Source organism: Xaviernesmea rhizosphaerae (assembly GCF_001938945.1).
Classification (GTDB): domain Bacteria; phylum Pseudomonadota; class Alphaproteobacteria; order Rhizobiales; family Rhizobiaceae; genus Xaviernesmea; species Xaviernesmea rhizosphaerae.
Map to the genome: position 1 here is coordinate 180,433 of NZ_MKIO01000037.1, position 21,531 is coordinate 201,963.

At 65.9% G+C, this 21,531-nt stretch carries 20 protein-coding genes; 9 read left to right on the forward strand and 11 right to left on the reverse strand.

From position 1 onward, the window contains the following. The first annotated feature begins 55 nt into the window (after positions 1 to 55). From arfB to BJF92_RS17305, 3 genes are all read left to right on the forward strand, one after another. On the forward strand, positions 56 to 490 hold the full coding sequence (gene arfB / locus BJF92_RS17295) for an alternative ribosome rescue aminoacyl-tRNA hydrolase ArfB (protein ID WP_075636027.1): 435 nt from the start codon (positions 56 to 58) through the stop codon (positions 488 to 490). 259 nt (positions 491 to 749) lie between these two features. Further along, positions 750 to 1,214 carry a peptidoglycan-binding protein LysM gene (gene lysM / locus BJF92_RS17300; protein ID WP_075635993.1) on the forward strand — a complete coding sequence of 155 codons (465 nt, stop codon included), beginning with the start codon at positions 750 to 752 and terminating at the stop codon, positions 1,212 to 1,214. Next, positions 1,211 to 1,861 (forward strand): alpha-ketoglutarate-dependent dioxygenase AlkB family protein, encoded by a 651-nt coding sequence (locus BJF92_RS17305; RefSeq protein WP_075635994.1) that lies wholly within the window; start codon positions 1,211 to 1,213, stop codon positions 1,859 to 1,861. Before lysM ends, BJF92_RS17305 begins: the two co-directional genes overlap by 4 nt. Positions 1,862 to 2,046: 185 nt before the next feature. On the opposite strand, the gene coaA is transcribed toward BJF92_RS17305, so the two are convergent. From coaA to hisB, 7 genes are all read right to left on the reverse strand, one after another. Further along, positions 2,047 to 3,069 carry a type I pantothenate kinase gene (gene coaA / locus BJF92_RS17310; protein ID WP_075635995.1) on the reverse strand — a complete coding sequence of 341 codons (1,023 nt, stop codon included), beginning with the start codon at positions 3,067 to 3,069 and terminating at the stop codon, positions 2,047 to 2,049. Further along, positions 3,066 to 3,389, reverse strand: coding sequence for a phosphoribosyl-ATP diphosphatase (locus BJF92_RS17315; RefSeq protein WP_075635996.1), 324 nt, complete (start codon positions 3,387 to 3,389; stop codon positions 3,066 to 3,068). Before BJF92_RS17315 ends, coaA begins: the two co-directional genes overlap by 4 nt. A 200-nt stretch (positions 3,390 to 3,589) precedes the next feature. Further along, positions 3,590 to 4,354 (reverse strand): imidazole glycerol phosphate synthase subunit HisF, encoded by a 765-nt coding sequence (gene hisF, locus BJF92_RS17320; RefSeq protein ID WP_075635997.1) that lies wholly within the window; start codon positions 4,352 to 4,354, stop codon positions 3,590 to 3,592. Next, the gene (gene hisA, locus BJF92_RS17325) at positions 4,351 to 5,094 is read right to left on the reverse strand and encodes a 1-(5-phosphoribosyl)-5-[(5-phosphoribosylamino)methylideneamino]imidazole-4-carboxamide isomerase (RefSeq protein ID WP_075635998.1); all 744 of its coding nucleotides are present in this window, start codon (positions 5,092 to 5,094) and stop codon (positions 4,351 to 4,353) included. Before hisA ends, hisF begins: the two co-directional genes overlap by 4 nt. Positions 5,095 to 5,096: 2 nt before the next feature. Further along, positions 5,097 to 5,750 carry an imidazole glycerol phosphate synthase subunit HisH gene (gene hisH, locus BJF92_RS17330; protein ID WP_075635999.1) on the reverse strand — a complete coding sequence of 218 codons (654 nt, stop codon included), beginning with the start codon at positions 5,748 to 5,750 and terminating at the stop codon, positions 5,097 to 5,099. Beyond that, positions 5,750 to 6,214, reverse strand: coding sequence for a DUF2628 domain-containing protein (locus BJF92_RS17335; RefSeq protein ID WP_075636000.1), 465 nt, complete (start codon positions 6,212 to 6,214; stop codon positions 5,750 to 5,752). Before BJF92_RS17335 ends, hisH begins: the two co-directional genes overlap by 1 nt. Positions 6,215 to 6,383: 169 nt before the next feature. After that, positions 6,384 to 6,989, reverse strand: a complete 606-nt coding sequence (gene hisB / locus BJF92_RS17340; protein ID WP_075636001.1) for an imidazoleglycerol-phosphate dehydratase HisB — start codon at positions 6,987 to 6,989, stop codon at positions 6,384 to 6,386. Positions 6,990 to 7,234: 245 nt separating this feature from the next. Between hisB and hslV the strand changes: the two genes are divergently transcribed. The 5 genes from hslV (at position 7,235) to BJF92_RS17365 (ending at position 14,392) form a co-directional block, all read left to right on the forward strand. After that, the gene (gene hslV, locus BJF92_RS17345) at positions 7,235 to 7,792 is read left to right on the forward strand and encodes an ATP-dependent protease subunit HslV (RefSeq protein ID WP_075636002.1); all 558 of its coding nucleotides are present in this window, start codon (positions 7,235 to 7,237) and stop codon (positions 7,790 to 7,792) included. A 172-nt stretch (positions 7,793 to 7,964) separates the two neighbouring features. Continuing rightward, the gene (gene hslU, locus BJF92_RS17350; protein ID WP_075636003.1) at positions 7,965 to 9,272 is read left to right on the forward strand and encodes an ATP-dependent protease ATPase subunit HslU; all 1,308 of its coding nucleotides are present in this window, start codon (positions 7,965 to 7,967) and stop codon (positions 9,270 to 9,272) included. Between the two features lie 414 nt (positions 9,273 to 9,686). After that, entirely contained in the window at positions 9,687 to 10,592 is a 906-nt protein-coding gene (locus BJF92_RS17355) for a DUF1402 family protein (RefSeq protein ID WP_075636028.1), read from the forward strand. A gap of 91 nt (positions 10,593 to 10,683) precedes the next feature. Then, the gene (locus BJF92_RS17360; protein WP_075636004.1) at positions 10,684 to 12,117 is read left to right on the forward strand and encodes a cytochrome P450; all 1,434 of its coding nucleotides are present in this window, start codon (positions 10,684 to 10,686) and stop codon (positions 12,115 to 12,117) included. Positions 12,118 to 12,223: 106 nt separating this feature from the next. Next, positions 12,224 to 14,392 (forward strand): malate synthase G, encoded by a 2,169-nt coding sequence (locus BJF92_RS17365; protein ID WP_075636005.1) that lies wholly within the window; start codon positions 12,224 to 12,226, stop codon positions 14,390 to 14,392. Between the two features lie 139 nt (positions 14,393 to 14,531). Here the strand turns inward: BJF92_RS17365 and BJF92_RS17370 are convergent, their stop codons facing one another. Continuing rightward, on the reverse strand, positions 14,532 to 15,221 hold the full coding sequence (locus BJF92_RS17370; protein ID WP_075636006.1) for a L,D-transpeptidase: 690 nt from the start codon (positions 15,219 to 15,221) through the stop codon (positions 14,532 to 14,534). Positions 15,222 to 15,398: 177 nt separating this feature from the next. Here BJF92_RS17370 and BJF92_RS17375 point away from each other — a divergent pair, with 177 nt between their 5' ends. Further along, positions 15,399 to 15,932 carry an MmcB family DNA repair protein gene (locus BJF92_RS17375; RefSeq protein WP_078058201.1) on the forward strand — a complete coding sequence of 178 codons (534 nt, stop codon included), beginning with the start codon at positions 15,399 to 15,401 and terminating at the stop codon, positions 15,930 to 15,932. Positions 15,933 to 15,967: 35 nt separating this feature from the next. On the opposite strand, the gene BJF92_RS17380 is transcribed toward BJF92_RS17375, so the two are convergent. The 3 genes from BJF92_RS17380 to hrpB all read right to left on the reverse strand — a co-directional run bounded on the left by BJF92_RS17380 (position 15,968) and on the right by hrpB (position 20,985). Further along, on the reverse strand, positions 15,968 to 16,537 hold the full coding sequence (locus tag BJF92_RS17380) for an ActR/PrrA/RegA family redox response regulator transcription factor (RefSeq protein WP_075636029.1): 570 nt from the start codon (positions 16,535 to 16,537) through the stop codon (positions 15,968 to 15,970). Positions 16,538 to 16,876: 339 nt separating this feature from the next. Beyond that, the gene (locus BJF92_RS17385) at positions 16,877 to 18,193 is read right to left on the reverse strand and encodes an ActS/PrrB/RegB family redox-sensitive histidine kinase (protein ID WP_075636030.1); all 1,317 of its coding nucleotides are present in this window, start codon (positions 18,191 to 18,193) and stop codon (positions 16,877 to 16,879) included. Between the two features lie 299 nt (positions 18,194 to 18,492). Further along, positions 18,493 to 20,985 (reverse strand): ATP-dependent helicase HrpB, encoded by a 2,493-nt coding sequence (gene hrpB, locus BJF92_RS17390; protein WP_075636031.1) that lies wholly within the window; start codon positions 20,983 to 20,985, stop codon positions 18,493 to 18,495. Positions 20,986 to 21,531: the final 546 nt, after the last annotated feature.

The window sequence follows — 21,531 nt, forward strand, 5'->3', positions numbered from 1 at the left end:
CCTTATGCCGTCTGAGCGCCGGGCCAAGAATATCGGACAGAAGCGGGCAGGGACCATGGCGAGCGCGCCGCTTTACATCAACGACCGGATCACGATTGCCGGCTGGGAGCTGACGGAGCAGTTCGTTCTGGCCGGCGGCCCGGGCGGGCAGAACGTCAACAAGGTCTCCACCGCCGTCCAGCTCTTCTATGCGCTTGCCACGTCGCCCGCGCTTCCTGAGCGCGTGCGCGAGGCGGCGATCCGCCTTGCCGGCCGCCGCCTGTCGAAGGAAGGCGTGCTGATGATCGAGGCCAGCCGGTTTCGCAGCCAGGAGCGCAACCGCGAGGATGCGCGCGAGCGGCTGAAGGACCTGATTCTCAAGGCCGCCGAACCGCCGCCGCCACCGCGCCGCAAGACGCGCCCCACCCGCGGCTCGGTCGAACGCCGGCTCAAGGAAAAGAGCGGGCGCAGCGACGTCAAGCGCATGCGTGGCCGGCCCGAGGGGGATTGAGACCGGGTCCGGACTCACGTGGCGGTTTTGTTCCGCTGCAGGCGTGGCGCCCCGCGCGCGCGTGGAGTTCGACATCCCGACGCGCGCTCCACCGCCGGCCGATCGGCCTTGCCGCGCATAAATTGGCCCTGGCCCATCCGGCTTGAGCCCCTATCTCCCGAAAAGCCGCTGCTTTTGCCTCTTTGGCGTGACGCGGCGGCATCAGGAGAACAAGCCTGCCGTGCTGTGGCCGGACAGGCGATCAACCAGGGAGACGCTCATGAGCCTTTTCGATTTCATCAAGGAAGCCGGCAAAAAGCTGGGCATCGGACAGGACGAGGCCGCACCCAAGGCCGAGGATGTGAAGAAGGAACTCGATTCCCATGATCTCGGCACCGAGGGCGTCAAGGTCGATGTGGACGGCGACAAGGTCGTCCTCAAGGGCTCGGTCAAGGACACGACGGCCTTTGAAAAGGCAGTGATCGCCGTCGGCAACACGCTTGGTGTTTCCAAGGTCGAGGCATCGGAGCTGAAGGTGGAGCAGCCGGCACCGACCGCCGCCGCGCCCGTCTTCTACACGGTGAAGAAGGGCGATACGCTGTGGAAGATCGCCGAGGATCAATATGGCGCCGGCAAGGGCGCGCATAACAAGGAGATCTTCGAGGCCAACAAGCCGATGCTGACCCATCCGGACAAGATCTATCCCGGCCAGGTTCTGCGCATCCCGCCGCTTGAGAGCAAATGATCGACGACGATCAGAACAGCAGACGGCGGCAGGCCCTGAGCCTGCCGCCTGGCTTGCGGTTTTTCCCCTGCCATATCGATGCGCAGGCGCAGGCGGCGCTGGTGGAAGAGATCCGCTCGGTGGTGCGTGCCGCGCCGCTTTACCGGCCGCAGATGCCGCGCAGCGGAAAGCCGCTCTCCGTGCGCATGACCAATTGCGGTCCGCTCGGCTGGGTGACGGATCGGCAGCATGGTTATCGCTACCAGCCGAACCACCCGGAAACGGGTCTGCCCTGGCCGCCAATCCCGCCCGACCTGCTCGAACTCTGGACATCTCTCGCCCCTGCCGCGCCGCCGCCGGAGGCCTGTCTGGTCAATGTCTATGGGCCCGAAGCGAAGATGGGGCTGCACCAGGATAAGGACGAAGCCACCTTTGCCGCGCCCGTTCTCTCCGTGTCGCTGGGCGATGAGGCGCTGTTTCGCATCGGCGGCACGGAGCGCGGAGGCCCGACGGTCTCTTTCCGGCTCAGAAGTGGCGACGTGCTTCTCATGGACGGCGAAAGCCGGCTGGCCTTCCACGGCATCGACCGGATCTATGGGGGCACAGCCGCGCTTCTGCGCCAGCCCGGCCGCATCAATCTGACCCTGCGCCGGGTCACGCCGTTTTGAAGGTTTCAGCGAATCCGGCTAGAGAATCGGACTGAAGATCATTGACAGTTTGATGCCCTAGAATTCCGTTTTTGCATCGGATCTTTCCGAAAACCTGTTTCCGATTTTCGGTCCGACGCTCGAAGGATGCTGTCTGAGGCTTCATTGGGTTCGGCGCCAGGCGCTGAAGGCCCGATGCCGCCCGGTCAGAGCTTGCGCAGGGCCACGGTTTCGATCAGGTGATTCGGCCCCTTTTTCAGGATCAGATCGGCTCTCGGGCGGGTCGGCAGGATGTTCTGGCGCAGGTTGATCAGGTTGATCCGGCTCCACAGCCCCTCGGCCACGGCCAGCGCTTCCTCCTCGGAAATATCGGCATAGCGCTTGAAGAAGGAGCTTGGATCCTTGAAGGCTGTCTGACGCAGCCGCATGAAGCGATCGACATACCAGCTATGGATCAGCGGCTCCTCGGCATCGATATAGATCGAGAAGTCGAAGAAGTCCGACACCATCGGCACGATCTTGCCGTCGACAGGCAGATTGCGCGACTGAAGCACGTTGATGCCCTCGAAGATCAGGATATCGGGACGATCGACCAGCTGCACCTTATCGCTCAGCACGTCATAAGTCAGGTGCGAATAGGTCGGCGCTTCGACATTCGGCTCGCCGGCCTTGATCGCCGAGAGAAAGCGCAGGAGCGCGCCGATGTCGTAGCTTTCGGGAAAGCCCTTGCGCTCCATCATGTTTTCGCGCTTGAGCACGGCATTGGGATAGAGAAAGCCGTCGGTGGTGACGAGATCGACCTTCGGGCTTGAGGGCCAGCGCTTCAGAAGTTCCGCCAGGATACGCGCCGTGGTCGATTTGCCGACGGCCACCGATCCGGCAATGCCGATGACGAAGGGCGTTTTCCTCTCGCCGGACATGCTGAGGAAGCGCTTGCGCTGCTTGAACAGGAGCTGCGAGCTTTCGACATGGGCGGAAAGCAGCCGCGATAGCGACAGATAGATGCGGCGCACTTCTTCCAGATCGATCGGGTCGTTCAGCGAGCGCAGGCGCTTGACCTCGTCCGCCTTCAGCGTCAGCGGCGTGTCCGCACGGAAGCGTGACCATTCCTCGGCGCTGAAGAAGTGATAGGGCGAATAGCCGTTGCGGTCGAGATGATCATCGGCGGGCGCGCTCACCTCCGGCTGGGCGTGGCTGCTGCCGGCGATGTCCTTGGCGATAATGGTCATTGCGCCGGCCGTCCTGCCTTCTCCGCCAGTCCCGACTGGCCCGTGCGCCGCGCCAGTTCGCTCATCACATCCTGCAACGGAATTCCTGCAAGCTTCAAGACGACCAAAAGATGATAGAGCAGATCCGCGCTTTCTGCGATCATTTCCTGCCGGTCGCCGCCAATGGCGGCGATGACGGCCTCCACCGCCTCCTCGCCCAGCTTCTTGGCGGCGCGCGGCTGCCCCTGCGACACGAGCTTGGCGGTCCAGGATTCCGATGGCGAGGCCTGCGCGCGCTCGGCGACGATCGCCTCAAGATCGGACAAGGTGAATTGGCTCATCGGTGGTCCTCTCCTTGAGCTGCAGGCCGCGGGCCTGTGGATGCCCGCTGGCGGCTTGTCAGGCAAAGCACGCAGCCTCACCCGCTCCTCTGTCGTCAGCCGCTGCCCCCTTTGCGCAAACGGCGCGACACCAGGGCAGTCTGCCCGTCATTTCTTGAAAAACCCCTCTCGAACTGGCCGGACTCGCGAGGGGAGCGCCGTCAATCCAGCCGGACGGGAATGCCGTGGGCTGCCATATGGCGCTTGGCCTCCTCGATCGTATGGGTGCCGAAATGGAAGATCGAGGCGGCAAGCACCGCATTGGCGCGGCCGTCCTTTACGCCCTCGACCATATGGTCGAGCGTGCCGACGCCGCCCGAGGCGATCACCGGCACGGGGACGCGGTCGGCGATCGCGCGGGTCAGCGCGATGTCATAGCCGATCTTGCCGCCGTCGCGATCCATGGAGGTCACGAGCAGCTCACCGGCGCCGCGCTTTACCATGGCTTGCGCAAAGTCGAGCGCGTCGATCCCCGTGGCATTGCGCCCGCCATGGGTGAAGATCTCCCATTTCTCCGGCGCGGTCTGCTTGCAGTCGAGCGAGACGACGATGCACTGGTCGCCGAACTTGTCGGCGGCCTGCGCCACGAAATCCGGATCGCGCACGGCAGCGGAGTTGATCGACACCTTGTCGGCGCCGGCCAGCAGCAATTTGCGGATATCGGCAATGGCGCGCACGCCGCCGCCCACCGTCAGCGGCATGAAGCATTGCTCGGCCGTGCGGGCGACGACGTCGAAGATCGTCTCGCGCCCGTCGGACGAAGCGGTGATGTCGAGAAAGCAGAGCTCGTCGGCGCCGGCGGCGTCATAGGCGCGGGCGGCATCGACCGGATCGCCGGCGTCCACGAGATTGACAAAGCTCACACCCTTGACGACACGGCCGTCCTTGACGTCGAGGCAGGGAATGACGCGGGCCTTGAGGGTCATGCTGCCTCTCCCTTCGCAGCCTTGAGGATCGCCAGCGCCTCCGCCGGGTCGATCCGCCCGTCATAGAGCGCGCGGCCGGAAATGGCGCCTTCGAGCCTCATGGCGTCCGGTTCGGCCAGCCGGCGGATATCGTCGAGCGAGGCCAAGCCGCCGGAGGCGATGACCGGGATGGACACGGCTTCGGCCAGCGCGAGGGTCGAGGCCCAGTTGATGCCGGCCAGAATGCCGTCGCGGTCGATGTCGGTATAGATGATGGCCGAGGCGCCGACGCCCTCGAAGCGGCGGGCGAGTTCGATCACGCCGAGCTCGGAGGCCTCCGCCCAGCCTTCCACCGCCACGCGGCCGCCCTTGGCATCGATGCCAACGGCCACCTGGCCTGGAAACCGGCGGCAGGCCTCGATCACCAGCGCGGGATCGCGCACCGCCACCGTGCCGAGGATCACGCGCGCCAGCCCCTTGGCGAGCCAGGCTTCGATCTGCGCCAGCGTGCGGATGCCGCCGCCCAGCTGCACCGGGTTGCGCGTGGCGGCCAGGATCGCTTCGACCGCGGCGCCGTTCTTGGACTCGCCGGCAAAGGCGCCGTCGAGATCCACCACATGCAGCCATTCAAAGCCCTGCGCCTCGAAGGCGCGGGCCTGGTCGGCCGGGTCAGGATTGTAGATCGTCGCCTGGTTCATGTCGCCGAGCTTCAGGCGCACGCACTGGCCGTCTTTGAGATCGATGGCGGGAAAGAGGATCATGATCAGGGCTTCCAGGTCAGGAAGTTGGAAAGAAGGGCGAGGCCGAGCTTCTGGCTCTTTTCCGGGTGGAACTGGGCGCCAGCCTTGTTCTCATGGGCGACGAAGGCCGTGACGGCGCCGCCATAATCGCTGGTGGCGACCACGTCCTCCGGCAGCTCGGCCGCCAGATGGTAGGAGTGGACGAAATAGGCATGCAGGCCATCCGGCCCCGTTTCGATGCCGGCAAAGAGCGGGTGGGGCCGGGCAAGCGTCAGCGTGTTCCAGCCGATCTGCGGCACCTTCAGCGCGGCATCTTTCGGCTCCATCTTCACGACATCGCCCTTCACCCAGCCGAAGCCTGATGTCACGCTCTTTTCCAGCCCGCGCGAGGCCATCAGCTGCATGCCGACGCAGATGCCGAGAAAGGGCTTTGCCTGCTTCTCCACCGCCTCGATAAGCGCCTCGCGCATGCCCGGAAGGCCGTCCAGCCCCGCGCGGCAATCGGCATAGGCGCCCACACCCGGCAGCACGATGCGATCGGCCGAAGCGACGCGCGCGGCATCGTTGGTCAGGTCGATCTCGGCATGATCGAGACCGCTTTCCCGCGCGGCGCGCTCGAAGGCCTTGGTGGCCGAGCGCAGGTTTCCGGAACCGTAATCGATGATCGCAACCCGCATCATCGTCCTCCGTAGTGATCGAACAGGGTCATGCCTGCGGCCTTGGGAAGCCTGGCGGCGAAAGCGGCGGAAAGCCGCTGAAGGGGGAGATCGCGCGGCGGTTCGACGCCGGCGAAGAAAATCTCCTCGGCGGTATCAAGGTCGGGCGCATCGATCATCGCCGCCAGCCGGTAGCCCTGACGCTCCAGCTGCCGGGCGACGAAGGCGCCGCCTTCCAGCGCGACGATGAGGCGCAGCGCCAGCTCGGCCACAAGCGCGGCAAGCGCTGCCTGCGGCAGGGCCATGGCGGCCGAAAGCGCGAGATCGAGCGCCAGAATGGCGAGACCCGCCAGCCATTGCCGCCGCGCCAGCAGCCAGAGGCCGGGAAAGAGAAAGGCGAGCCGGTGGAAACGGTCGGCGATAAAGCGCACGCCCGGGTCGCTGGCCGGCCGTCCCGGCGGGATCAGAACGAGATAGGAGACCATTCCGGGGTCCCTTTCGCTGGAGCCTGTTTCCCGAAACGTCAGCCGCCTCGGTCTGGAGCATTGTCGGCCGAAGCGGGCTTCGGGGTCGGGCCATCCGGTCCGAACGAAGGATATCACGCCCGCCAGTGTCGCAGAGCCCGCCGATCGCCGAGACAGTGCGTCTGCCGTATCAGGCCAGAGACCCCTTGGTTGAGGGAACGCGGCCAGCCTGGCGGGGGTCGATCTCGGTGGCGGTGCGCAGGACACGCGCGACGGCCTTGAAGCAGGTTTCGGCGATATGATGGTTGTTGGCGCCGTAGATGTTCTGAATATGCAGGGTGATGCCGGCATGCTGGGCCAGCGCCTGGAAGAATTCGCGCACCAGCTCCGTGTCGAAGGTGCCGATCTTCGGCGCGGAGAAGGCAACGTTCCACACGAGGAAGGGCCGGCCGGAGACATCCACCGCCGCGCGCGTCATCGTCTCGTCCATGGCAAGGTCGAGCGAGGCATAGCGGGTGATGCCGCGCCGGTCGCCCAGCGCCTTTGCCAGCGCCTGGCCGATAGCGATGCCGGTGTCTTCGACCGTATGATGGTCGTCGACATGCAGGTCGCCCTTGGTCTCGATGGTCATGTCGATGAGGGAATGGCGCGAGAGCTGGTCCAGCATATGGTCGAAGAAGCCGACGCCGGTCGCGATGGTCGACGTACCAGTGCCGTCGACGTCGATCGTCACCGAAACCTGAGTCTCGTTGGTCTTGCGCGAAACGCTGGCCGTGCGGCCGCCACCCTGCGTCATTCCGGTCTCCCCTAATCTTACGCGCTCCTTATCAGGCCAGCCGGCAAAGATAAAGCAGTGTCAAGCCCCGGATGATGTGCGGTGGAAGGGCTGCCCTGCCGGCCCCTTTGCAATCGCTCTGGTGCCCCTTACATAGGCCTGCAGGATCATGCGGCCGGAACGCCTCAAGCGCCAGTTTCCCTGGGCGGGCAGGCCGGGCGCGCACGAGCCTGTGCCGCAAGAGGGCAGGCTTCCAAGGACCGAAGATGAGCGAACACAATCCTTATGGAACGATGCATGCGACCACCATCATTACCGTGCGCAAGGGCGGTCAGGTGGTCATGGCGGGCGACGGCCAGGTAAGCCTGGGCCAGACCGTGATGAAGGGCAATGCCCGCAAGGTGCGCCGCCTGGGCAAGGGCGAGGTGATCGCCGGCTTTGCAGGCGCCACCGCCGATGCCTTCACGCTTCTGGAGCGGCTCGAGGCCAAGCTGGAGCAATATCCCGGCCAGCTGATGCGCGCGGCCGTCGAGCTGGCCAAGGACTGGCGCACCAACAAATATCTGCGCAATCTCGAAGCCATGATGCTGGTGGCCGACAAGTCGATCACGCTGGCGATCACGGGCAATGGCGACGTGCTGGAGCCCGAGCATGGCACGATCGCCATCGGCTCCGGCGGCAATTATGCCTATGCCGCCGCCCGTGCGCTGATGGACAGCGACAGGACGGCGGAAGAGGTGGCGCGCCGCGCCATGGAAATCGCCGGCGACATCTGCGTCTACACCAATGGCAATATCGTCGTGGAAACGTTGGACGCCGCCTGACGGGCGGCCTGCCGGGACCGCGTGAGCCCTCCTGGAAAGGCAGGCGGACCTCGCCCCGTCGGCCTGCCTTTCTCCTCCCTTGTTTTCGACGGCCGGCTTTTGCCCGCGGCCGTCTTTCCAGCCGGAGCCTTTGCCTGACACGGGAAGGCGGCCGGCAGAAGAAAGAGATCCGATGACCACTTTTTCCCCCCGCGAGATCGTGTCCGAACTCGATCGCTTCATCATCGGCCAGAACGACGCCAAGCGCGCCGTGGCGATCGCGCTGCGCAACCGTTGGCGCCGCCAGCAACTCTCCGACGAGCTGCGCGATGAAGTCATGCCGAAGAACATTTTGATGATCGGGCCGACCGGCGTCGGCAAGACCGAGATCTCGCGCCGCCTCGCCAAGCTGGCCGGCGCGCCCTTCATCAAGGTGGAGGCGACCAAGTTCACGGAGGTCGGCTATGTCGGCCGCGATGTCGAGCAGATCGTGCGCGATCTGGTCGAGGTCGGCATCGGCCTGGTGCGCGAGAAGAAGCGCGCCGAGGTCAAGGCCAAGGCGCATCAGAATGCCGAGGAGCGCGTGCTTGACGCGCTGGTTGGCGCCACCGCCTCGCCGGCCACGCGCGACAGCTTCCGCAAGAAGCTGCGCAACAACGAGCTTGATGACAAGGAGATCGAGGTCGAGGTGGCCGATACGGCCTCGCCCGCCGGCGGCTTCGAGATCCCCGGCATGCCCGGCGCCAATATCGGCGTGCTCAACCTGTCGGAAATGTTCGGCAAGGCCATGGGTGGGCGCACCAAGAAGGTCAAGACGACCGTGCGCGAGAGCTATGGCGTGCTGATCAACGACGAGTCCGACAAGCTGATCGACGCAGACGAGATCAACCGCGAGGCCGTGCGCGCCGCCGAGAATGACGGCATCGTCTTCCTGGACGAGATCGACAAGATCGCCGCGCGCGATGGCGGCATGGGCGCCGGCGTTTCGCGCGAAGGTGTGCAGCGCGACCTCCTGCCGCTGGTCGAAGGCACGACGGTGGCCACCAAATACGGTCCGGTGAAGACCGATCACATCCTGTTCATCGCCTCGGGCGCCTTCCACGTGTCCAAGCCCTCCGATCTCCTGCCGGAGCTTCAGGGCCGCCTGCCGATCCGCGTGGAGCTGAAGGCGCTCACCAAGGAGGACTTCCGCCGGATTCTCACGGAAACCGAGGCGAGCCTGATCCGCCAGTACAAGGCGCTGCTGCAGACCGAGGGCGTGACGCTGGACTTCACCGACGACGCGCTGGATGCGCTGGCCGATGTGGCCGTGCAGCTCAATGCCAGCGTTGAGAATATCGGTGCGCGCCGGCTGCAGACGGTGATGGAGCGCGTGCTCGACGAGATTTCCTTTGCCGCGCCCGACAAGAATGGCGAGACGCTGGCGATCGATGCGGATTATGTCCGCCGCCATGTCGGCGATCTCGCGGCCAACACCGATCTGTCGCGCTATATTCTCTGACGCGGATCGACCGCAGGCGGAAGGCCGGCCTTCCGCCTGCGATCGTCCCGAACGGATCAGGGCCGAATGGATCGGGGATGGGTCCGGCAGGGCGCGAAAGACGGGTTTGACCCTGCCTTTCCTCCCGTTTGCGGGGTGTCCGGTTGCGGTCGGCACCGCAGGGCCTGTAAGGAGAACCTGTCGCTCGGCATGATTCCGACATGATTGCCGGTCATGGCCCGGACAGAGGTTTTGCCGGCGCCTCCCTGTCGCCGTCGCCGCCATGGGGTTGAGACCCACGTCGCCGCTGTCTGCCAAAGATGAAGGAAAATCCTGCCCGTGCGCCTGCCTCGTTCCGCTGCCTTGTCTGCCGCCCTTGCCCTGTCCGCCGCCACCTTTATCGGGGCGGAACCTTCCTCGCTGTCCACAGGGCAGATGATCGGCATCGCGCGGGCCGAGGGCGTGCGCACCGTGCCGCCGGGCAACCGCAATGCCGAGCAGCCGCCGGTGCCGGGCGCCTCCTCGCGCCGCACAGAGGCCGGCAACACCACTTTCAACGCCAAGTACAAGAAGGTCTTGGCGCTCTTGCAGAACGACCCCAAGCTGATCGCCAAGATCAAATCGACTGCGGCGGCCTACAATATCGCGCCGATCCACATGATCGGCGCCATCGTCGGCGAGCACACCTATAATGTCGATGCCTATGACCGGCTGCAGGCCTATTACGTCAAGGCGGCCTCCTATGCCGGCGACAGTTTCCGCTTCGCCTATAATGGCGAGAGCGTCGATCATTTCGTCGACCGGCCGGAGTTTTCCGCCTGCGCCGCGAAGAAAGGCTCCTACGATCTGTGGAGCTGCCGCGACGATGTGTGGAACGCCAAATTCCGCGGCAAGACGGTGGACGGCACCGCCTTCCCGGATAACCGCTTCAGCGCGGTCTTCTTCCAGCCCTTCTATGCCGGGCAGACCTTCGGCCTCGGCCAGATCAATCCGCTGACGGCGCTGATGCTGACCGACGACGTGGCGCGCACTTCGGGTTATCCCAGGCTCGACGAGAGCAAGGCCGCCGCCGTCTATGAGGCGATCATGGATCCCGACCAGTCGCTCGCCTATATGGCGGCGATCATCCGCCGGTCGATCCAGGCCTATCGCTCGATTGCCGGCATGGACATTTCCGACAATCCCGGCTTGACGGCGACGCTCTACAATCTCGGCGATCCCGAGACCCGCGCGGCCGCACTGGCCGCCCGCAACCGCGCCGGCGCCGACCGCTGGCCGGAAGAGAATTATTACGGCTGGCTGATCAACGACAAGCTGCCGGAGCTGAAAGCCCTGCTGTGATGCGTGCCGCCGCATCGCGCCTTTGAGAGCGATGCGGCGGGCGACACGGGCGATCGGCTCCCTGTCCGTCTGGACCATGAGGAGGATTGCCATGCACACAGGTTCCGCCACCAAGCCGATCGTCTCGGCATCCGGCCGCTTCGAGCCGCCGGCCCCCGCGCCCGGCACCCGGCCGCTGCGCCGGCTGGAACTGATCCGCACCGCCTTGCGCAATCCGCTCGAATTGTGGAGCGAGGACGCCTATCGCCTGCCCTGGATCGAGACGATGTTTCTCACCCAGCGCACGCTGATCATCAACGATCCCGGGCTGATCCGCCATGTGCTGGTGGAAAATGCCGGCAATTACGAGATGTCCGCCGTCCGCCGCCTGATCCTGCGGCCGATCCTGCGCGACGGGCTTTTGACGGCGGAAGGCCCCGCCTGGAAGCGCTCCCGCAAGGCCATGGCGCCCGTCTTCACCCCGCGCCATGCCCGCGGCTTCGCCCGGCAGATGCTGGCCGTCTCCCAGGCCTTCGCCGCGCGCTATGAGCAGGCATCGGCGGCCGGCGAGACGGTGGACATTGCCGGCGACATGGCCGACCTCACCTATGAAATCCTGGCCGAAACCCTGTTTTCGGGCGAGATCGCCGCCGACACCAAGGCCTTCACCGACAATGTCGAGCGTCTGTTGCACCGGATGGGTCGGGTCGATCCTTTCGATCTTCTGCTGGCACCCCCCTGGGTGCCGCGCCTGACCCGCATCGGCGGCGGCCGGCTGCTCGCCAGTTTCCGCGCGATCGTCGCCGAGACCATGGCGCGCCGCCGCCGTCAGATCGCAGACAGTCCGGCAGAGGCGCCGCAGGATTTTCTGACGCTCCTGCTCGGGCTGGAAGGGCCTGACGGGCTGACGGCCGACGAGATCGCCGACAACATCCTCACCTTCATCGGCGCGGGCCATGAGACCACGGCCCGGGCGCTCGCCTGGACGCTCTATCTCATTGCCCGCCTGCCGGACTGGCGCGCACGGATGGAAGAGGAGATCGACCATGTGCTCGGCGAGGGGGCCGATCCCGTGGACTGGCTGGAGCGCATGCCGCATGTGCGCGCCGCCTTCGAGGAGGCCATGCGCCTCTATCCGCCCGCCCCATCGATCAACCGCGCGGCGATCGAGGCGGACAGCTGGACCGCGCCTTCGGGCGAGCGGGTGGTGATCGACAAGGGCGTGTCGATCCTCGTCATGCCTTGGACGCTGCATCGCCACGAACTCTATTGGGAGGAGCCGCGCGCCTTCCGGCCGGAGCGCTTCATGCCCGGTGCGCGCGACAGCCTGCACCGCTTCCAGTACCTGCCCTTCGGCGCCGGTCCGCGCACCTGCATCGGCGCGACCTTCGCCCTGCAGGAGGCAGTGATCGCGCTTGCCTGCCTGATGCGCCACCACCGCTTCGACATCACGCCGCAGACGCGGCCATGGCCGGTGCAGCGCCTGACGACCCAGCCGCAGGGCGGCCTGCCGATGCGGGTCACGCGCCGCCTGTCGCCTGGCTGAGACGGCTTGAAGGGAAGCTTGCCGCCAGCGATTGACAGCTGTGCGGCAATAGGGGAACCAATTGCCCAACCGGGCTTTTGCCGCCTGCGATTTTCAAGGAGAGAAAATGAGCCGGATCGACCAGAACGGATTGCAGATCGACAGCGGGCTATATGCCTTCCTCACCCAGGAAGCCTTGCCGGGAACGGGCGTGGATCCGGACCGGTTCTTTGCCGCTTTCGCCGAGATCCTGCGCGATCTGGCGCCGGAAAACCGGGCGCTTCTGGCCAAGCGCGACGCCTTGCAGGCGCGCATCGATGCCTGGCATCGCGAAAATGGCGCGCCGAGCGACCTGGAAGCCTACCGCGCCTTCCTCACCGAGATCGGCTATCTCCTGCCCGAGGGCCCCGATTTCACCGTTTCGACCGGCAATGTCGATCCCGAGATCGCCACCATTGCCGGGCCGCAGCTGGTCGTTCCGGTCATGAATGCCCGCTATGCATTGAACGCGGCCAACGCGCGTTGGGGTTCGCTCTATGACGCTCTCTATGGCACGGATGCCATTGCCGAAGAGGGTGGAGCAGAAAAGACAGCAGGCTATAATGAAGCGCGCGGCTGCAAGGTGATTGCCTGGGTGCGCGCCTTTCTCGATGACAGCGCGCCGCTTGCCGGCGCCTCCTGGACCTCGGTGCGCAAGCTCTCGGTCGCCGGCGGCGCGCTGGCGGTGGAAACGGAAGCGGGCCCAGTCGGCCTTGCCGATCCCGCGCAGTTCGCCGGTCATCGCGGCATTGCCAGCAGCCCGAGCCATATCCTCCTGAAGAAGAATGGACTGCATCTGCAGATCGTTCTGGACGGGTCCACGCCGATCGGCGCCGCCGATGCCGCCGGCATTGCCGATGTCGTGCTCGAATCGGCGATCACGGCCATCATGGACTGCGAGGATTCGGTCGCGGCCGTCGATGCCGAGGACAAGACGCTCATCTATCGCAACTGGCTCGGCCTGATGCGCGGCGATCTGACGGAGGAGGTCTCCAAGGGCGGCAAGAGCTTCACGCGGCGCCTCAATCCCGACCTGACCTTCATGGCGCCCGATGGCGGCGAGCTTTGGCTGAAGGGCCGCGCGCTGATGCTGGTGCGCAATGTCGGCCACCTCATGACCAATCCGGCGATCCTCGATGCCGAGGGTCAGGAAGTGCCCGAGGGCATCATGGACGCGATGATCACCAGCCTGATCGCGCTCCACGATATCGGCCCCGGGGGCCACAAGATGAATTCGCATGCCGGCTCGGTCTATATCGTCAAGCCGAAGATGCATGGCCCGGAAGAGGTGGCCTTCGCGAATAAGCTGTTCGGCCGGGTCGAGGCCGCGCTCGGCATGGCCGAGAACACGCTGAAGATGGGCATCATGGACGAGGAGCGCCGCACCACGGTCAACCTCAAGGAGTGCATCCGCGCGGCCAGCGCCCGCGTCGTCTTCATCAACACGGGCTTCCTCGACCGCACCGGCGACGAGATCCACACCTCGATGGAAGCCGGCCCGATGATCCGCAAGGGCGACATGAAGCAGGCCGCCTGGATCGCCGCCTATGAGAACTGGAACGTCGATATCGGCCTCTCCTGCGGCCTGTCCGGCCATGCGCAGATCGGCAAGGGCATGTGGGCCATGCCGGACCTGATGGCGGCCATGCTGGAGCAGAAGATCGCTCACCCCAAGGCCGGCGCCAACACTGCCTGGGTGCCGTCGCCCACCGCCGCCACGCTGCATGCCACGCATTATCACAAGGTGGATGTCGCCGCCGTTCAGCAGGGCCTGACGACGCGCCCGCGCGCACGGCTGGACGATATCCTCTCGGTGCCCGTTGCCGTCAGGCCGAACTGGACGGCGGAAGAGATCCAGCGCGAACTGGACAACAATGCGCAAGGCATTCTCGGCTATGTCGTGCGCTGGGTCGATCAGGGCGTGGGCTGCTCCAAGGTGCCCGACATCAACAATGTCGGCCTGATGGAAGACCGCGCCACGCTGCGCATCTCCGCCCAGCACATGGCCAATTGGCTGCATCATGGCGTGGTGAAGCCGGAACAGGTGACCGAGACGATGCAGCGCATGGCCGCCGTGGTCGATGGCCAGAATGCGGGCGATCCGCATTATTTGCCCATGGCCGGCCATTTCGACAGCTCGATCGCCTTCCAGGCGGCCATGGATCTCGTCTTCAAGGGGCGCGAGCAGCCGAACGGCTATACCGAGCCGGTCCTCCACCGCCGCCGCCGCGAGCTGAAGGCCGCGCACGGAGAATGATCATGCTGGCTGGAGGCGGGCTTAACCCGGCCTCCGGCCTGCCGCCTTGCCGGCACAAGCCTTATCTGAACAGCAAAAAACCCCGGAAGCCGTGCTTTCCGGGGTTTCGTCTGTTGAACGGTTGTCGTTCTCTCGTCGCTTACTGCTGAACGATGACCTGGGCGGTGCGGCCGGGACGAACGCGGGAATAGAGGTCGATCACGTCCTGGTTCATCATGCGGATGCAGCCCGAGGAGGCGGCGGTGCCGATGGTGTTCCATTCCGGCGTGCCGTGCAGGCGAAACAGCGTATCCTGGCCCTGTTCGTTGAACAGATAGAGCGCGCGCGCACCGAGCGGATTGCGCAGGCCCGGGCCCATGCCGTTTTCGACATATTGGGCGACGTCGGGACGGCGCTCGGCCATTTCCTTCGGCGGGTGCCAGGTCGGCCATTCCTGCTTCCAGGCGACATAGGCGCGGCCCTGCCAGGCAAAGCCCTGCTTGCCGACGCCGATACCGTAGCGCACGGCCTTGCCGCCGGGCAGAACGTAATAGAGGAAGCGGCTCGGCGTGTTGACGATGATCGTTCCGGGCTTCTCCTGGGTCGGATAGTCGACGATCTGGCGATGGAAGCGCTTGTCCACCTTGTTGATCGGAATGGCCGGCAGGGTATAGCCATGATCCTCGACTGGGCCGTAGCCATCGCTGAAGATCTCGTTGACGGCGACGGTCGCCGGCGGCGGGCTTGCATAGGCAAGCGGAGGAGCCGTGGTGACGGGTGCCGTGGAGCAGCCGGCCGCCGCGAGCATTGCCGCCAGGCTGGACAGCAGAAGAGCATTGCGGGTGCGCATGGGAGTCTCTTGCAGAAATCGAGGGAGGAGCGGGATGCTGGCATCCGCCTGCCCACGGTTATTTTCCATCCCCTCCCGCTTTGCAAAAGATTTGCGATCCTCCCTGTGAGCAACGGCCCGCAATTCGCAGTCGCATTGTTTTTTTGCAACAAAGCGTCGTCTGTGCGAAAAAGGGCAATGGCGATTCTTTCTCTTCACAATGACACGCCGCTCATCGACGGGCGGCAGTCGCGCCGCGCCATGGCGGTTCGCCGGGGCGTGCAGCGGGCGCTGTTCGACATGCGCCATGCGGTTCTGCCGGAGCTGACGCTTGCCAGCGGCCGGCGCGCCGATCTGATCACGCTTTCGCCGAAGGGCGAGATCTGGATCGTCGAGATCAAGACCTCGATCGAGGATTTCCGCGTCGACCGCAAATGGCCCGAATACAGGTTGCATTGCGACCGGCTGTTCTTCGCCACCCATCCTGGCGTGCCGCTGGAGATCTTCCCGGAGGAATGCGGCCTGTTCCTGTCCGATGGCTATGGGGCGGAGATGATCCGCGAGGCGCCGGAAGAGAAGCTGGCCGCCCATACGCGCAAAGCGGTCTCGCTCCTCTTCGCCCGCACCGCCGCCCAGCGCCTGATGCTGGCGGAATGGGCGGCCACGGACGAATCTGCCATCGCCGCCATTGCGGCTGGCACCGCCGATCCGCCCTCCTATCCCGACGCCTGACCAGAGGTCACTGACCGACAGTCGGGACGCCTGTCCTATCGGGGCGCCCGCTTGGCGAGAATCCGCTGCAGCGTGCGCCGGTGCATGTTCAGCCGCCGCGCGGTTTCCGAGACATTGCGCTCGCACAGCTCATAGACGCGCTGGATATGCTCCCACCGCACCCGGTCGGCCGACATCGGATTTTCCGGCAGCTCCGCCCGGTCGCCGGCCCGTTGCAGCAGCGCCGAAACGATCTCGTCGGCATCGGCGGGCTTGGCCAGGTAGTCAATTGCTCCAAGCTTCACCGCATTCACCGCCGTCGCTATGTTGCCATAGCCCGTCAGCATGATGATGCGCGTATCCTCGCGCCGGCGGCGGATCGTCTCGATCACATCGAGCCCGCTGCCATCCGACAGGCGCAGATCGACCACGGCATATTGCGGCGGCTCGCGCGTGGCGATGGCAATTCCCTCCGCCACGGTTTCCGCCGTGTGGACGGAAAAGCCGCGCGTCTCCATCGCCCGCGCCAACCGGCGCAGGAAGGGGCCGTCATCATCGACCAGCAGCAGCGAAGGGTCGGGACCGATTGCATCAAGGTCGTTCTCATCCGGCCCGTCCCCGTCCATCGTGGCGTCCGGAGCCTTGTCATCGTCCATCATGATTCACACCTCCAGGGCATGGCAGGCGACCACGAGGCCATCCAGCATGCTCCTCTTCCTGTTGCGCCCGGTCCGCTTCACAGCGTTTTGCATTATCGCCAGACGGCCATCCCGCCTTTTTGACCGGACCATCGCGCCACCGCCGAAGCAGCGCAGCGCGCCGAGTTCATGTCTGCATCGGCTTGGACTGGAAGAAGGGTTTCCGTCTCCCGGTCCGCGGCCTTTCTCTACGAAAAGCGCCGGATGCCGGATGCCTTCCTATCCTTCTAAGCCATTTCTCCACCCTGTCCAAAATGACGCAGCCGGTCACGACGCCGTTCGTGTCTCCAGCATGCCCCGCGGCCAGATCACCTGTACCCGCGCGCCCGGCCGTTCGGGCCCGCCATTCTCGAAGGTCAACGTTGCGCCGGAGCGTTCCAGAAGCGTCTTGGCGATGAACAGGCCGAGGCCGAGGCCGCCGGCGCTGTCGTCGCGCTGGCGCTTGGTGACGTAGGGGTCGCCGATCCGGCTCAGAATCTCCGGCGCATAGCCCTCGCCATCATCGGCAATGGTCACCGTCACGCTTTCGGCCGTGTGCCGCACGGTGACGACCACCTCCTCGCGGGCAAAGTCCACGGCATTTTCCACGAGATTGCCGAGCCCGTAGAGAATGCCGGCATTGCGGTTGCCGACCGGCTCACCGGCACGTCCGCTTTCCTCCACCAGGGTGATGCGCACGCCGAATTCCCGGTGCGGCGCGATCACCTCCTCGATCATCGAGGAGAGCGGCAGCCGGTTCATATGCGCCTCATCCTGGGAGGGCAGGGTGGTGATCTGGCGCAGGATGTCGCGGCAGCGTTCGCTCTGGCTGCGCAACAGCTGCACGTCTTCGCCGAAGCGCGGATCGTCTCCCAGCTCATTGGCCATTTCCTTGGCCACCAGCGTGATGGTGGCAAGCGGCGTGCCCAGCTCATGCGCGGCGGCCGCCGCCAGCCCATCCAGCTGCGACAGATGCTTTTCCCGCTGCAGCACCAGCTCGGTCGCCGCCAGCGCTTCCGCCAGCTCGCTCGCCTCCAGGGAGACGCGATAGGTATAGAAGGCGGCGAAGAGAATGGTCGAGACGATCGCGACCCAGAAGCCAGCCAGAAGCACCGGCGGCAGCACCGGCGGCGCGCCATCATACCAGGGCAGCGGATAGGGCGAGAAGGCGAGCATGGTCACCGCGGCAATGGCGAGCCCGGCCAGCGCAATGGAGTAATTGCGCGGCTGCGAAGCCGAGGAGATGATGACGGGCACCGAGATCAGCAGGGTGAAGGGATTGGCAATGCCGCCGGTGATGAAGAGCAGGGCGGCCAGCTGCGCCAGATCGGTAAAGAGCAGCAGGAAGGCGGCGCGCGGCTGCAGCCGGTGCGCCGGCGGATAGAGCAGCGGCAGGGCCAGATTGGCTGCCGCCAGAAGCGCGATCAGCAGCCCCGCCGTCATCAGCGGCATGGGGAAGCGCATCCAGAAGGCGACGACCAGCACCGTCGTCGCCTGTCCGCTAACCGCCAGCCAGCGCAGCCGCACGATCGTCGGCAGCCGCAGCGTCCGGCTGTTTGCCGGCTGGAACGATGCGGCGTCCGATGCGCGGGGTCCCGCCTGCATCGGTGGAAAGGAGAGGGTGTCGGGTGCGGTCATGGTTTCGGTCATACGTTGCCTCGGAGACGCCTGATCACCTGACGGCGAGATGCAGGACGGATCAACCCTAAATTCTTACTGCCGCGCCGCGCCTGGCGTTAAGCGCGCCGGATAGCCGATCGGCCCCGGTCCGAAACGCTCGATTTCTGGCTTTAAATCGGATCTTCGGAAAAGCTGACATGCCTTTCCGATCCGATGCCCTCAGCCTTTAGCTCCTTTGACATGCTGTAACCGCAAAACCGCTGCGTGCTTGTGCGCCAAAGGCTTTATGTCCCCCGCGGCTTCACCCGCGTCGTCGGCTGGGCAGCGGCCGGGTCCTCCGGCCAGGGATGTTTCGGATAGCGTCCGCGCATCTCCGCGCGCACGTCCTTCCAGGAGCCGGCCCAGAAGCCGGGAAGATCGCGCGTGGTCTGGATCGGCCGGTGCGCGGGCGACAGCAGTTCCAGGAGCAGGGGCCGGCGTCCGCCGCCGATGGTCGGGTGGCGCGTCAGGCCATAGAGTTCCTGAACCCGGATCGACAGCGTCGGTTCCTCGCCATCATAATGGATGGGATGGCGCTGGCCGGTCGGCGCCTCGAAATGCGTCGGCGCCAGCTCGCCCATCCGCCGCTGCAGGTCCGTCGGCACCAGCGAGGCGAGCCCCTCGCTTAAGGCGCCGGGGCGCAGGGCGTCGATACTGGTGGTCTCGCCTTGGAAGGGGACGAACCAGTCGTCCAGCCGGTCCAGAAGCGCGGCATCGTCCACGGCCGGCCATGGGTCGCCAAGCGTGCGGAACAGAAAATCCAGCCGCTCGCGCAGATGCAGCGCCTCCTTGGAAAAGGGCAGGGCGGACAGGCCGATCTGGCGCAAGCCCTCCGCCAGCGCCATGGCGACAGCCGGCCCCTGCGGACGCGGCAGCGGCACTTCCTCCAGCACCGCCGCGCCAATGCGCACCACCCGCCGCGCGCGCACAGCTTTTGCGGCCCGGTCGAAGAAGACCTCCTCGCCCTTTGTGATCAGCTCCGGCCGGCTCGCTTCGATCTCCGCCCGGCTGATGGCGGCGGCGGCCAGAATGCGCTGGCCCGCGGCCTTGCCGGTCAGGTCGGCGATGACGAGCATCGGCGCCCGGGCCAGCCGCTCCGTCTCCGGCAGCTCCGCGCCCCGGCCATTGGCCATGACGAAGGCGCCGGTCTTGCCGCGCGCCAGTGCGATCCGGTCGGGAAAGGCGTCGAGCAGCAGCACGCCCGCGCCGGGCGCGGCTGCGGTGTCGCGCGTAGCACCTGCCTGCTGCGCCATCCGTTCTGCAAGTCCCGATGCGGCGGAGGCCCGGGCGCCGCGCTCGTTGCGCCAGCGGGAAAGCCGCTCGTCGAGATCGATCGCCGGTCCGCCCAGCCCCTGCTCGGTCAGCAGCACGGCGAGCCGGCTCGCCGACAAGCCATATCCGTCCTCCGCCGCGCCGGCCACCATAGCCGCCAGCCGGGGCGGCAGGGCCAGCGCCCGCATTGCCCGTCCGCGCGCGGTCATCCGGCCCTCGCCGTCCAGCGCGCCGATCCGCTGCAAAAGCGCACGCGCCTCCGCCCAGCTGGGCGCTGGCGGGGGATCGAGAAAGCTGAGTGTGGAAGGATCGCTCACGCCCCATTCGGCCAGATCTAGGGCGAGGCGGGACAGGTCACTGCTGAGAATTTCCGGCGGCGTGAAGGCCGGCAGGGCGGCTGTCTGGCCGGAATGCCAGAGGCGAATGGCGACGCCCGCTTGCGTGCGCCCGGCGCGCCCGGCCCGCTGGTCGGCCGAAGCGCGCGAGACCCGCACCGTCTCCAGCCGGGTGATGCCGGTCGCCGGCTCGAACACGGGCAGGCGCTGCAGCCCGCTGTCGATGACGATCCGCACCCCGTCGATGGTGATCGAGGTCTCGGCGATCGAGGTGGCCAGAACCACCTTGCGCCGCCCGCTTGGCGCCGGCCGGATCGCCGCATCCTGCTCGCTTTGGCCGAGCGCGCCATAAAGAGGTGTCACCGCCACGTCCGGCGCCAGCCGCCCGTCGAGCCGCTCGGCCACCCGCAGGATCTCCGCCTGCCCGGGAAGAAAGACCAGGACAGATCCCTCCTGGCTTTCCAGCGCGGAAAGGATCGTCCGGGTGACGGCGTCCTCGATCCGCTCGTCCGGCCGGCGATCCTGATGGGCGATCTCCACGGGAAAGCTGCGGCCGTGGCTCTCGATTACAGGCGGATCGCCGAGCAGGGCCGCGACCCCGTCGACATCAAGCGTGGCCGACATCACCAGCAGCCGCAGATCCGGCCGAAGCGCCTCACGGCACTCGAGCGCCAGCGCCAGCCCGAGATCGGCATCGAGGGAGCGTTCGTGAAATTCGTCGAACAGAACGGCGGCCACGCCCTTGAGCTCGGGATCGTCGAGGATCATTCGCGCGAAGACGCCTTCGGTCACCACCTCGATCCGCGTGCGGGCCGAAATCCGGCTGTCGAGCCGCATCCGTGTGCCGACCGTCGCGCCCACCGGTTCGCCAAGCAGGCCGGCCATCCGCGCCGCTGCGGCCCGCGCGGCAAGCCGGCGCGGCTCCAGAAGCAGAATACGCCCTGCTTCCCCCCGCCAGGGGGCGTCCAGCAGGAAGAGCGGCACCAGTGTCGTCTTGCCCGCGCCGGGGGGCGCGCTGAGGACGGCAAGCCCGTTCTCCGCCAGCGCCGCCGCTACATCCGGCAGAACGGCGGAAACGGGAAGCTCCGGTAAGGAGGGCCGGCGGAGAGGCTCGGGCGTGTCAGAGGTCATCATCGGTCCTTCTGCCTGTCTGCGCCGGTGGCCCGGCGGAGCAGTTCATGCGGTCACAGCGATCGACGCGCTGCACGAGTCGTCGCAATACCATGGTCGCGCAGATCCTTGGCCATCAAGCGGCCGGCTTTTCGCGATAGGGGAACTGGAAGCGGAAAACGCCATTGAAGCGCCTTCGTCAATAGGAAGGACAAGGCGGCATGGGAGACGCCCGCTTTCCAACCGAGATCCGTGATCCGCGATCACCGCCGCCGCCGACGGGCAATTGCGTCATCCGTAGACGAAGACGGCAGCCGCGAAACGAAAAACGCCAAATTCTCTCCACTTATCATCCGTTATGGAGCCTGAACGGCGCCGTCACGCTCCCAAACGCGGGGAGGATGAGGCAGAAACGCCGTAAGCAGAGAACTTTTTACGATTTAATTTCATACCCTTACCCTATTCCGTCATTTTTCTTTCATTTGGTGTGTTGACGTTTCGGGTTTGGTGGCCGTATAAGGCGCTCATCGAACGAGGGGCTGCGGCGCTTCTGGCGCTGGTGCCTCT